Raw genomic sequence first — 12535 nt, 5'->3', positions numbered from 1 at the left:
AAACATATTAAGCACTACAAACATATCAACTAGCTAGTGATTATTACTTGTTTTTAGCTTAAGGACGATTAGACTTAATGGCAAAAGAATATTTTGCAAAATTAAAAATTAAAACACTAATTATTTCCTGTAATGGGGCGTTAATTCGTGACAGTTTAACAAATGAAATATTATATCAACAATCTTTACCACAAGCATTAGCTCTTGCCGTGTTAACAAAGGCCATTGCAGCAAATGTTGTTCATATTGTTTATACTGCTAATATGGTTTATGGTCATCCTGAATCTGGTAGGATTGCTTTTATGGTAAAGTATAATGCCCAATTAGATAATGATGGAAATTGAAGTTTTAAAAATTTTATTCCCTTTTAATTCATCAACTGAATTAGATCAAGTCCAAACGATTTATCATTTTTTTAAAGCTGCAGCTGATGGTGTTTTCTCTCAAAAAGATTTGTTTGATATTCAAGCATTAAATATTAATAAGAGTCATGCTTTTAAAAAATTATGTGCTTTAAAAGGGTATGATCCACAACAATTTTTTTATGGGGATAATTATAATGATCTTGAACTTGCTAAAATTATTGGTTATACTGTTGCGATGGGGAATAGTGTCTTAGAATTAAAAAAAAATTGCTAATACAACAACAATGACAGTTACCGATAATGGGATTTGTGAACATCTTTTTACCAAAGTATTATCAAAAGAACAACTAGCAGAATTTCTTCCCCAAGTTAAAAATGTTTTATTTAAAAAAATTTTTTTATTTATCAAGTTTTTGCTTTTTATTATGATATAATTATTTTATGAAGATGTGAAATTTTACAAGAGACACCAAACAAAAGTTCTATGTTGACGGTTCTTCATTTATGAACAAAGATAGTAAGAACAAATTTGTTTTTAAAATATTAAAAATTATTGCCTTAACTGTTGTTATAACACTTTTTATTGTAGGAAGTATTTGAGACCGCCAAATTGCAAAAGAAATTGGTGATTTAAATGATAATGGTGTTGTCAGTTGATTAAGTTTATTTTGAGATAAACTAGCTTATACAATGACCGTTCCATTTATGTTTGCAGGAATAGGGATTTTATTAGAAAGTTTAAATATAAAATATAAATCAAAATTTAAATTCTTAGGAATTATCATTATTATTGTTTATGCTTTATTTATAATTTTATTTACCTTAATTATTAGTTGAATTATTTATCAGCAATTAACATTTTCTGCTTTTGGTGGTAAAGGAAGAGATTATTGATTTGGTCTTGATAGAACAAGCACAATCGTTGCAATGACAATTCAAATTAGTATTGAAGTTATATTAATGGGAGGGATTGCTTGATTTTTAAGAGTTAAATTTTCAAAACGAGATGATTTATTAACTAATAATTATTGAATTGATGCCTTAAAAATATTTGTAGTGTTTGCGCTTTTTGGTATTACTTTTGATCCACTTTTAAAAATTTTCTTTGGACGACCATATTGAGTCCATGTTGATTATCAATATGTTATTGACCATTTACCAGATAGTTGAACAAAAAAACCAACTAATGTTATTAATGCTGAATATTTAGATTGGTGACAAATTCAAGGTTTTAAAGCTGAATACTGAGCTTTCTTATTAAGAAAAGTAGGGGAAGGAACGCATCACTGAAGTAATAAGGCATTTCCATCTGGTCACATGAATTCATCATCAATGCCTGTTTATGGTTTTTTGTTATATTTCATGAATGAAAAACGTAAACAAAAGATTACTTGCTGAAAATGATTCATATTTGGATTTTTTATTGCAAATATTGCAATGATGGCATTTATGCAAATTCTTTCAAGAACACATTACTTAACTGATTTAATGTTTAGTTTAATAATTTTATTAATATTCTTTCAATTAGTTGCTTATGCAACTGACCATGTCATTTATAAAGTTTTATCATTAATTTGAAACAAACAAAACAAACGCTATTCGATGGTTAAATTGAATAATGGTCAGAAAACAATTTTATTGCTTGATATTGATGGTGTTTTATGAATTGTAGCAAAAGTAATAACTGCAAAAATTAATAAATCTAAAAAATATAAATATTGACATCGTGACAATATTATTTACAAAAAATAAGAACTGGATGTTTGATATAGTCTAAAAATTAAAAAAATCTAGATTATATCTAGATTGTTAAGGTAACTTATAGTAAACAATGGATAATTTTTCAAATTATCTATCATATGAATTATCTATCATATGATTGTTCTTCATTTTTTTCTTTTGTTTTTTCATGTAATTCATTCATAACATCCATAAAGTTTGTAAAAACTTCTTGGTTAATTTCTGGAGATTGTGCACGAACTTGGTTATGAATTTGGGCTTGTTTTTTTGTCATTGCTTGTCGTTTTGCGATTTCTTTTCCGCCTTCTTTAAGCAAATGATCTGTAAATTCAGCTGCATCTTTTTTGTTAAAACCAAGTTTCTTTAAAAATGAATTAATTCCTTTTTTGATTGATTTATAAGTTTTTTTTAAACTTTCTTTAATTTCTGATGTAAACCCCATATCAAAATTTTCTTTCTTATTATTTAATTAGTTTAATTAAAGTCATTTATTTTAAAAATAATATTAATATTTTTAAAATCATTTACAATATTCACTCTATCATAATTATTTTAAATTAGCAATATTTTTAAGTTAATAATAAAAAATATACTTATTTTTACCAATTTAATATAAGAAAAGGAAAAATTTAAATTTTTCCTTTTCTTATATACTATTTTTATTAATTATTTATTATGTTCATATTCTAAATTTTTTAATTCAGGATTAGATTCTTCATTAGGAATTTTATTTTGCTCATTTCAATAAAAAACAGCATATGATTTTTGAAAAATACCTCAAACCTTTCTTGTTGAATCAATTGTTACAATACGAAAATCTTCGGGTTGAACTAGATCCATTGGTTGTTATTAATAACATTAAATAATCTTTTCTTTTTGCAGTTGCTGTTCGCATAACATCATAAATGTCCCGCTTTTCCATCATTGCTACTTCATTTTATCGCGCTTAACTTTTAAAATTTTATTTAAGTTAGGATTAATAAAAATCATTCGCCGCATTTCTTAGTAAACTCTTTTTGCTTAATCTCGTTTGGTTGCAATAGAATAAAGTTCGGCATTTGCTTCATTATCTAAAATTAAACTTTTTAAAGCGATTACAGAAGCAAGGGCGGTTTTTCTGTTTACTCTTCCGACAATTAAGAGTGCTTCTTTAAATCTTCTTAAATTTGTTTTTTTATCATAAAAACCATAGTTTTTATATGTTATATCGTTTGTGTTATTTATTGTTTTGTTTTTTGGAATGTTTTTTAAACTTATTCAAAAAATGTGGAGTTTTTAAAAATGCAAAATGATTGAATTAAATTAAAAGAGTTTTTTATTCATATATTTTTGTTTATAGATAAAACAAATATTGAAAGTATTACAATGTGAAATTTAACTCAAAATGAATATTTAACTTTAATGGTTGGTATTTGAATTGTTATTTTGTTATTAACTTGGTTTTTCTTGTGAATGGTTTTTAAGATAGTTAGGTATTTTAAATAATGAAAAAGTTTATATTTTTCTTTAAAAATTATTGTTATATTAGTGGTTCAATGATTTTATTTAGTTTAATTGATTTATTATTTTGGATAATTTCTTTGTACTGTGTTGGTTTAGTATTTTGAATATTATTTGCTTTACAATATGTTTATTTTGTGTGATGATTATGAAAAAATATTTTTTATCAGTTAAATACTTTTTGTTTAGTTCAGTTTATTTGAGATAATATGTTATCAGTTATTATTCGAAAGTTAGGTACCGGTAAAACATTACTTTTAAATTATTTATTGCAAACTATGAAATTATTGACAGATAAAATTTATAGTAATTATCCGTTGGAAGATGATAAAGTAAAAGTTTTAACATTTAAAAATTTAGATTTTACCGATGGAACAAAACCAGTTCCACCCGATGATAGTGTTATTTTATTTGATGAAAGTTATTTGTATATTGATGGAACTAGTCCTCACGATGAGAAAAAAGTTCATAGTGGTAAAATACCGTGAATTGTTTTAGCGAGACATTTTGGTAATCGTGCGTTGTTTAGTGCTCAGCGTGAGGGTATGATTTGAAATAATATTCGCCAGTTAGCAAGTGGAATTATTATTCCAATTTCATTGAAAAAACTTGTTGCTAAAAAGGGATTTAATTTTTTTAATCGTTTCTTTATTATGCGAATTGGAATTTTTCAAGATATAACAGATTATGAAATTTGAAAAACAAAATCAGTAGAACGAACAGCAGAAGGTAAACGAGTAAAACATAAGTCGGATGTTGGATTAGGAATTCGGTTTTTTAAAATAATTATTCCGCTTGAATTTGCCAATAAGTATGATAGTCAATGATTAAAATTTGTGCGTGATTTAAAAAATAATGAAATTGTTAATAAAAAAGAATATTATTGGTCAGAAATTACAAAATTAAGTGTTAAAGAACGATTGGAGTTATTTGATATTGATATTTTGAAAAAGAATTTAAAACCTAAAAAAGAGAAAGGAAATAGTAAAGATGATTAATTTATTAGTTGAAAATAATAATAGTAATTGAGACAAGATTTTTAGTTTTGTTTTTGATATATTTTTGTTTATTTTTGATGTAATTTGAAATACAAAGTTACCGATGACAAATACGTCAATTGCTTATTTTTTAATCTTTTTTATGGTTATTAAGTTATCTATTTATGCAATTCACGGCACATCAACACAGTATAATAATTTAGGTTCAACAGTACAAATGGGGGTGTCAAATATTTATTCTGCTACTGCTCGTGGTGTTTTTGATACTAAACAAGGTATGCGAAAACATATTAAAGAGCGTAAACAATTTAAAATTAATCGTAATAAAAAACAATTATCAAGTTTAGCAAAACAAGCAAAAACAAGAGAACAAGGATATAGGAGAATGCATAAATAATGATTAAATTAGTTTTATTGGTGGCGGCAATCGCTATATTTGGAACTGGTTTTATTACTGTTATTATTAATCAACTTACATCAGCAAAAAATATTATTATGGATTTATATAATTCTGATACTTGGTTGATTTGATTATTTGGTAGAATGGCAGTTTTGTTTAGTCATCCGTTAATGTTAACAATATCGAGTTTATATATTGTTGGGTTTATTGTTTCAAAAACATTGTATAGTTAGGAGTTGAATTTATGAAAAAATCGTTATCTTTATTTGCTATATTTATTTTAACTTTTTTAGGTTTGGTTATTCCATTTATTACTTTAACGGCGCTTATACTCTTAAATGGAGAGCATTATACGCTTAAACGAGAGAATAGTACTGATAAAGGTATTAATGAAACTGATTTTATTAATACAATGTTTTTACGCAGTAGTTTTTTTGAAAATTGGTCTGAAACAAATTATTTTATTAATCCAACTTTAAAAACATCAAAAAAATTATTGTTTAATGATAAATGGTATTTGGATTTTTTACAAGATAGTTATTCAACGGGATTTGTTTATGATAAACCAAGTTCATCTTTTTTTAGTTTTTATCAAATGTGAGATAGTTGAAAAAATACATATATGGTTGAAAAATTTTATGATGTTAAAAAGGAAAATTTTTTAAATGATTTAACTGATTTTATTTATGCTTTTGCTGTAAAATATAAGATGTATGATGTGTCTAAAAAAATTGTCGACAATGTTGAGCGTTATAAAGAAAATCATTATCCAAGAGTTAAGTTAAAACAAGATAATTGAAAATTAATTAATAATAATAATTTAGTAAATGAAATTCAAAATATAAATAATAAATGATATTCAGTTATTTTTAATTTTGAATCTTATAAAATTGTTAAATTTTGTAATTCTGATTACGAAACTGATGTTGATTTTAATAATTTAAGATTAATGAAAGGAAATGATGGAAATTTATATCTATATGAAAAATGAAAATCTCCATTACCTATTGCAGATATTAAATTTTTAGTTTATCGTTGAGATGGGATTGGTGAACCTGAAACACCAACAATTAACGAAAAAACTGGTGGAATTACTGACTGAAATACTTATCAACAAAATTTTGTAAAAGAATTTATTAATTATTCTTTAACTGCTGTTTTGCAAGAAAATATTAGAGTTCAACAAGGTGGTAGTGCGGATTATGAAAATCCGAATACGGTTGGAACAAAGCGGATAATTTTTGATTTTGAAACGGTTGATGAATTAGATGTTAAAAATATTAAAAAAGCAATTTATCGGATGATTTTGACTGTTGATGAAGCAAATACAATTATTTTCGGTAGTTTAGAGTTAAATAATGTTAATAGTGATGATTTAAGTTTTAATTTTAGTTTTATGCGAACGGGAACGGGTGAAGTTTTTAATTTTAATGGTTCAATTTATTCATCATTAAATAGTAAAGATTTAAAATATTATCAACAATTTAGCGGTCAGTTTGATTTATCTAAGTTTTTACAGTTGTTTTTTGCAAGTGCGTTGGTGCCGGTGTTTCAAAATCGTAGTTCGTTTATTGAAAATGGTTATATTGATAATTTGCAATATGATACTGTTTTAGTTAACTTTTTTGCGTTGAAATTGCAAAATTTTAATAATATTTTGTTGAGTGAAAATATTAACGATAAATTACAATTTGATAAATTATTAAATAGTATGTTTAAAATTTCACAGAAATTTTATACTAATTATTTACGAACGATTTTTGATTTAGAAAATAATACTTATGTTCAAGGTTATAATAAAAAATATGGTTTATTAGTAAATAATGGTTTTAAAATTTATCCACGATATTTTTATTTTTCGGATAAATATAAACAATTAGATATTAAATTATATTCAGCATTTAAAAATCGTTTTTATACGATTAATAATTATGGTAATGTTTTTAATTATGATTTTTCGGTTTCTAATGATTATAATATTCAATTTAATTCTGGTTATGTTTTTGGCGGTGATTTACAAAATAAATATGGTTTGCAATATAAGAAAATTGAAGAACAAAAAATCGGTTATAACGTTTTTGAATTACAATCTCAAAAAGAGAATGATATGTATCGTTATTATGATTTTAATTTTGGGATTTATAATTGACAAGAGATAAATAGTGGTGGTTTATTTCCGGATAAACAATAATGACAAGTACAATATGTAACGCCTGAGGGTTGATGAGATTTTGGTGCTCATATTAAAAATGCGGTGATTTGGATTGTTAATACTATTCCGGGAGTTAAACAAGTTAACGAGTTAGCGAGTGGTGTTGGCAAGGTTTTTGAGACAGTATATAGTTTTTTTAGTCAAATATTTGAGGTATGAAAATTTAATCCTGCATTGTATAGTACAATAACAAATATTTTTTTATTAATTATCTTTATGAAATTTGTTCGATTAATATAAAAAAGGAACTGTTATTTAGTTCCTTTTTGTTCTTTTCAATCAATAATCTTACCGGTGTTTTTGTTAATGGTTGGTAATTGTGGTTCACCCTTACCATCTCAACGATAAACTAAAAATTTAATATCTGCAATAGGTAATGGAGATTTTCATTTTTCATATAGATATAAATTTCCATCATTTCCTTTCATTAATCTTAAATTATTAAAATCAACATCAGTTTCATAATCAGAATTACAAAATTTAACAATTTTATAAGATTCAAAATTAAAAATAACTGAATATCATTTATTATTTATATTTTGAATTTCATTTACTAAATTATTATTATTAATTAATTTTCAATTACTACCTTCTGGTGGTTGTTGTGGTTTTGGTGTTATTGATTTATTTTCTTCTTTATTATTATTTGGTTTTTCAGATTTTTCACAGCTGATTAGTGTTGTTGTGATTGTTGCTGTTAATCCGATTGTTTCTAAAATATTTATTCATTTTTTCATATATATTGTTCCTTTTTATTGTTTTATATATAATTGATTTTATTATATATCAATTATATATTAATTATTTTGTATTAAATATTAATTTTATATATTTTTGATGGTAGGTGTAAATTAATGAAATATATTATTAATAATTTTAATTTGTTTGATTTACAAGCAAAATTTAAAAATTTTTTAAGTAAAAATTATAAAAATAAATATTATAAAAAAATAAAACAAAAAATATTTTCATATATTAATTTGTGTAATGATTATTATATTAATAATGATAAATTTTTGTTGAAAGATTTAATTAAAAAATATTTTAAAAATAAGTTTTCAACTTTTTATTATTGAGCGAATAGAATTTTAATTGCATATAAAAATAATGATTTTAATAAATTGTTATTAAAGTCAACAATTCCTAATAATATTAATTATCAATATAGTAAAGATGTTCGTCAAAATATTTGTAATTTATATTTTGAATATTGTAATAAGTGTGCTGGTGGTGTTTTATCTTTGTTTTATAATTTAAAAAAAGGGATTCATGGAGAAGAATTAAAAAATAAAGCACCAAAAAATTTAAAAACATTTTTTCGTTGACTTAAAAAAGATGAAAGATGATTAAAAATAAAAAATAAAATTAAAGAAATTAAAAAACAACATCCAAGATATGAAGTTAAAGAAATAGGTTTATTACAGATGGACGCTAAATATTTTGTACCAAGTAAATTTCCAGTTGATAAAAAGTATTATGTTTATGATTTTATTGATGAAAAAACAAGATTAGCATTAGGATATGTTTATGATAAATTAAGTATTGATAATGCTATTGATTCTGTTAAAAAAGCAATTAGTGATTTTAAAAATATATTTGGTGTTAAAATAACACGGATTAGAACTGATAACGGTTCTGAATTTATTAATAATTATCGGAATAATCAAAAAAATAATGTTAAAGAAACTAATTTTACTCAATTTTTAAAAGATAAAAATATTTTTCATCAGACAACACCCGTTCGTTCTCCACAGTCAAACGGCAAGATTCAAAGATTTCATCAAAATTATACTAAATTATTTGTATTTGAAGAAAAAATATTAAATGTCGTTAGTTTACAGAATAAATTAAATGATTATTATTATTTTTATAATTTTGAAAGAATTCATAAGTCTTTAAATTTTCAGACACCATTTAACTTTTTGAATAGTTTAATTAAATAATTTTAAATTATTAAGTTTTGTATTTAAACTAATTTTTAGTTTGTTTAATTTTATATTTTTTATTTATTTATTTTATGATATTTTTATATTATAAATAAATATTTTTATTATTTTTGTTATTTTCTTGTAATCTTTAAAATGTCTGTGGTATACTACAAAACTGGTATTATTATTTATAATGTTTTGAAAAAGAAAATAATTAATAATATTACTTTTAATTCTAATTCTGAAGAAGAAGCAATAAATAATATCTATTTAATATTAAATGAGTTTAAAAATAAAATTTGTTCTTATTTAAGCAAAGTTATTTTAATAATTGAAGATTACCAACTTCATAAAGGTTTAAAAATAAAAAACCCATTATCTACTCCTAAATTTATTGGTGGTTTAAAAGTTTTATGTAAATATTTATATGTAAATATTTATTTAACTTAAATTATGTTTTACAATCGCCAGTTGTTAAGAAAAATTATATTTATAAAGGAAATATTAAAATGACGGAGCATGAATTAGATGCTTGAAAACATTTACAATATTTTTTAGCAAAAGGAGTTAATAAAAATGGCACAAACAAAAAGTAATTTACATAAAAAAACAATAACTAATAAACCTAAATTAAAAAATAAAAAAGTTAATAAATTAGAATTAACTGTTAGATTACATGAAAATCCGATTAAAACTAAAATTAAGGCACTGGTTGCGGGGGGGGTGTTGAAGTTGATGCTTGCTCTGCTAAATGTCAATGAGAGGGATTAAATTATTCAACATTATCAATATATAATCCATTGATTTTAAATGAGTTTTTGAAATTAAAAAAAGATGATGAAATAAAAATTAAAGGCTCAGTTTTTAATCAGTTAAATATAAAAACTAAACGCTATTTTTTATCTTTTAGGGTAGATAGTTTTGAAATTATACAAAAAGCTATTAGAAAAAGAACAAATACGAATATTAAAAAATAGGAGGAAAAATCAATGGCATTAAAAAATGTAAAATATGTTCTTATCAATGAAGATAATGAACCAATTAAAAATGAAAATGGCAGCTTAGATATTAAAACTGCTGAAATTATTTTAGAAAATACTGATGAAGTTGAAGAATTTAATGCAAGTAATTTAGAAAATAGTAATCAACAAATTACCGAATTACAAACAAAAAATAATGAATTAACTTCACAAATTGAACAACAAACAATTCAATTAAAACAAATTGAAATAATTGATTTTATTAATTTTTTAACTGATAATGAAGAATTTAAGAATGTTTTATTAAAATCTTATGACATTACTGATGATATTGAAGTTATCAAAACACAATTGCTTAGCATTACGTGTAGCAAAAATTAATGGATTAAACTTAGTTAAAGAAATGTTTAATGAACAACTTGAAAATAAAGACATTTCATTGGAAAATATAAAAATGGCTAAGTGAAATAATAATGCTAATAATTCATTATATGAACCTAAAAAGGGAGGAATTCCTGTAATGAATTATCGCACTACTAGTATTAGTAAAGTATTAAAAGAAATAACAGCAGTAAGATAGTAGTTAAAAAACCAGTAATATTACGAAAAAAGAATATTTTAAAAATATTCTCATTTTAGTATTCCCTTTTTTAAAGAAATGTGTTTTAATAAATGTGTAAATAAGATACTTTTAAATTAAGCGGTTTAATGATTAACTATTTTTAAAAATAGTCTAAAATTATTGTTAAACTGGTACATAAAATAATATTCGAACTTAAATTAAAAAATACTTGAAAAATTTTTGCAAATAAAATATAATAATAATGTAGTTAAAACAGGTTGCATAAAGACTAATTAGTTATTAATATGGTCCAATTTTAATGATTAGTTATATTTTTAATTATATGTTTCCTTTCTAAAAAACTACAAAATGAAACCGACATTGCAAATAAGTACTATTTATAATTGTATAATCATTTAACGGTCCAAAATATTACTTTTATAATAACTAATTGCAATGTTGGTTGAAAAAATCTATATGTTGCCTTTAAGCGTTTTACTGTTAGTAAAACGCTTTTTTTTATAGCAAAATTAACTAGATAAGTTTATAATTAAAATAGAGTATAAACAACAGAGGGGAATTATTTTACATGCAAAATGGATTAGAAAAGCAGTTAGAAGATACGTTTAAAAGTTCCGAGCAAGCAATGTTTGATGCTTTATTAAAAAGTTATTATTTAGATGATGATCAATTAGATTATTTGCATAAACACTATCGACCAATTTTTACTTTTGATGATAATGAAGCATGTATTTGTTTAAGTAATGAGCAATATGCAAATTGTTGCAAAACGAAGGTGTTAAATTCAACTAAAAATCGTGCTCAATATATTTCAATTTTACAAGCAGTAGGGGACTTAACATTAAAAGAACAATATATTGAACAAGAAACAAAGCATTATCAACAAGTTTTAAAAAAATGTATTAAACAAAAATGTATTTTACAAGAATGTAATAATAAAGTTGGTCAGCATAATCTTTATTCGCTTGATATTAGTAAAAATCATTATTATTTAAATCGTTATCATTCTAAATATTTTTTTAAAAATATTAAAACATCTTTTTTAGATTTAACATCAACAGAGAAAGTACCTTATTTTTTTAATGTTTTTTGTCAAAAACATTTGAATGAATATCTTCAGTCAAACAAAACGCTTGTACCGCAGTTAGAAGCATTATTAATGAATATTAACGATAATTTAGTGGATCATCAAGAAGTTTATGAAACATATATTAATTATTATTATAGTTTAAGTGTTGCTGAACAAGTGATTTTAACAATTAAACTTCGCCGAATTATGAAATTAGCGTTAGTTTATCAATTAGAATTATCACGTTTATTAAATGATTTAGATAATCAACAACATAGCTATGTTGTTAAAAAAATAACTTTGCCAAAAGAAATTCATTCAATTGTCTGTAAGGATATTATATTAGCACAATTAACTCCAATAACTTTTCAAGCAATTAATTCACCGAATAATCCGTTTTTACCAAATAAAATTTTATACACAGGATTAGTTAATAATGCGAAAAAAGGGGAAATTCATTTTATTTATCATAAAAATAATCGGATTTTAAATACTTACTTTGCTGAATGAGAAGAAAAAAATAAAAATGAAAAACAATGACAAAATTATCTATCAAGTATTATCATTAATCAAGGAACCCATTTTTTAATTAATAAAAAATATTATGATAAACTAAATCAAAAAACAAAAGATTTAATTAATATTTATTATTATAATAGGTTTGAACAACCACGAAATTCAGCAGAAGAATTAATGCTCCAAACTTTTATTAATAATTTTAATAATGGCATTAATATTTTAAAATAGGAAGTTGATGAAA

17 protein-coding genes and 1 pseudogene are annotated in these 12535 nt (G+C 23.1%); 14 read left to right on the top strand and 4 right to left on the bottom strand.

Features of this window, described 5'->3' with window-relative positions; all coding sequences use genetic code 4:
- Window positions 1–77: 77 nt before the first annotated feature.
- The 3 genes from SKUN_RS10565 (at window position 78) to SKUN_RS03765 (ending at window position 2117) form a co-directional block, all read left to right on the top strand.
- Window positions 78–371 (top strand): HAD family hydrolase, encoded by a 294-nt coding sequence (locus tag SKUN_RS10565; RefSeq protein WP_235511346.1) that lies wholly within the window; start codon window positions 78–80, stop codon window positions 369–371.
- Entirely contained in the window at window positions 331–639 is a 309-nt protein-coding gene (locus tag SKUN_RS10560; RefSeq protein WP_235511345.1) for an HAD hydrolase family protein, read from the top strand. Before SKUN_RS10565 ends, SKUN_RS10560 begins: the two co-directional genes overlap by 41 nt.
- 230 nt (window positions 640–869) lie before the next feature.
- Window positions 870–2117, top strand: coding sequence for a phosphatase PAP2 family protein (locus SKUN_RS03765; RefSeq protein WP_144416756.1), 1248 nt, complete (start codon window positions 870–872; stop codon window positions 2115–2117).
- 112 nt (window positions 2118–2229) lie between these two features.
- Here SKUN_RS03765 and SKUN_RS03760 read toward each other — a convergent pair whose 3' ends face one another.
- The 3 genes from SKUN_RS03760 to SKUN_RS11750 form a co-directional block, all read right to left on the bottom strand.
- Window positions 2230–2547, bottom strand: a complete 318-nt coding sequence (locus tag SKUN_RS03760; protein WP_053390913.1) for a hypothetical protein — start codon at window positions 2545–2547, stop codon at window positions 2230–2232.
- 224 nt (window positions 2548–2771) lie between these two features.
- Window positions 2772–2945 (bottom strand): hypothetical protein, encoded by a 174-nt coding sequence (locus SKUN_RS09200; protein ID WP_158500759.1) that lies wholly within the window; start codon window positions 2943–2945, stop codon window positions 2772–2774.
- Window positions 2946–3125: 180 nt separating this feature from the next.
- Window positions 3126–3242, bottom strand: coding sequence for a hypothetical protein (locus SKUN_RS11750; RefSeq protein ID WP_408640742.1), 117 nt, complete (start codon window positions 3240–3242; stop codon window positions 3126–3128).
- Between the two features lie 144 nt (window positions 3243–3386).
- On the opposite strand from SKUN_RS11750, the gene SKUN_RS03750 reads away from it, so the two are divergent.
- The 5 genes and pseudogenes from SKUN_RS03750 to SKUN_RS03730 all read left to right on the top strand — a co-directional run bounded on the left by SKUN_RS03750 (window position 3387) and on the right by SKUN_RS03730 (window position 7455).
- A complete protein-coding gene (locus SKUN_RS03750) occupies window positions 3387–3590 on the top strand; it encodes a DUF2649 family protein (RefSeq protein WP_053390912.1) in 204 nt (67 codons plus the stop codon).
- Window positions 3590–4603 (top strand): hypothetical protein, encoded by a 1014-nt coding sequence (locus SKUN_RS03745; RefSeq protein ID WP_053390911.1) that lies wholly within the window; start codon window positions 3590–3592, stop codon window positions 4601–4603. The genes SKUN_RS03750 and SKUN_RS03745 overlap by 1 nt, the downstream gene beginning before the upstream one ends.
- The gene (locus tag SKUN_RS03740; RefSeq protein WP_053390910.1) at window positions 4596–5000 is read left to right on the top strand and encodes a hypothetical protein; all 405 of its coding nucleotides are present in this window, start codon (window positions 4596–4598) and stop codon (window positions 4998–5000) included. The genes SKUN_RS03745 and SKUN_RS03740 overlap by 8 nt, the downstream gene beginning before the upstream one ends.
- Window positions 5000–5236 carry a hypothetical protein gene (locus SKUN_RS03735; RefSeq protein WP_053390909.1) on the top strand — a complete coding sequence of 79 codons (237 nt, stop codon included), beginning with the start codon at window positions 5000–5002 and terminating at the stop codon, window positions 5234–5236. Before SKUN_RS03740 ends, SKUN_RS03735 begins: the two co-directional genes overlap by 1 nt.
- 11 nt (window positions 5237–5247) lie before the next feature.
- Window positions 5248–7455, top strand: a pseudogene (locus tag SKUN_RS03730) (spiroplasma phage ORF1-like family protein).
- 11 nt (window positions 7456–7466) lie between these two features.
- On the opposite strand, the gene SKUN_RS03725 reads toward SKUN_RS03730, so the two are convergent.
- The gene (locus SKUN_RS03725; protein ID WP_053390908.1) at window positions 7467–7952 is read right to left on the bottom strand and encodes a DUF3688 family protein; all 486 of its coding nucleotides are present in this window, start codon (window positions 7950–7952) and stop codon (window positions 7467–7469) included.
- 117 nt (window positions 7953–8069) lie between these two features.
- Between SKUN_RS03725 and SKUN_RS03720 the strand changes: the two genes are divergently transcribed.
- From SKUN_RS03720 to SKUN_RS03695, 6 genes are all read left to right on the top strand, one after another.
- Window positions 8070–9158 (top strand): IS481 family transposase, encoded by a 1089-nt coding sequence (locus SKUN_RS03720; RefSeq protein WP_053390907.1) that lies wholly within the window; start codon window positions 8070–8072, stop codon window positions 9156–9158.
- A gap of 138 nt (window positions 9159–9296) precedes the next feature.
- Window positions 9297–9593, top strand: a complete 297-nt coding sequence (locus SKUN_RS03715) for a hypothetical protein (RefSeq protein ID WP_144416755.1) — start codon at window positions 9297–9299, stop codon at window positions 9591–9593.
- Window positions 9594–9719: 126 nt separating this feature from the next.
- Window positions 9720–9914, top strand: a complete 195-nt coding sequence (locus tag SKUN_RS03710) for a hypothetical protein (protein WP_053390905.1) — start codon at window positions 9720–9722, stop codon at window positions 9912–9914.
- 218 nt (window positions 9915–10132) lie between these two features.
- The gene (locus tag SKUN_RS03705; protein WP_053390904.1) at window positions 10133–10504 is read left to right on the top strand and encodes a hypothetical protein; all 372 of its coding nucleotides are present in this window, start codon (window positions 10133–10135) and stop codon (window positions 10502–10504) included.
- A 22-nt stretch (window positions 10505–10526) separates the two neighbouring features.
- On the top strand, window positions 10527–10703 hold the full coding sequence (locus tag SKUN_RS09195; protein ID WP_158500758.1) for a hypothetical protein: 177 nt from the start codon (window positions 10527–10529) through the stop codon (window positions 10701–10703).
- 571 nt (window positions 10704–11274) lie between these two features.
- Window positions 11275–12522 carry a hypothetical protein gene (locus tag SKUN_RS03695; RefSeq protein ID WP_053390902.1) on the top strand — a complete coding sequence of 416 codons (1248 nt, stop codon included), beginning with the start codon at window positions 11275–11277 and terminating at the stop codon, window positions 12520–12522.
- The last annotated feature ends 13 nt before the right edge of the window (window positions 12523–12535 follow it).

Source organism: Spiroplasma kunkelii CR2-3x, assembly GCF_001274875.1.
In the GTDB taxonomy this organism is placed as follows: Bacteria; Bacillota_I; Bacilli_A; order Mycoplasmatales; family Mycoplasmataceae; genus Spiroplasma; species Spiroplasma kunkelii.
This window is presented reverse-complemented; position numbering and strand designations above follow the sequence as displayed.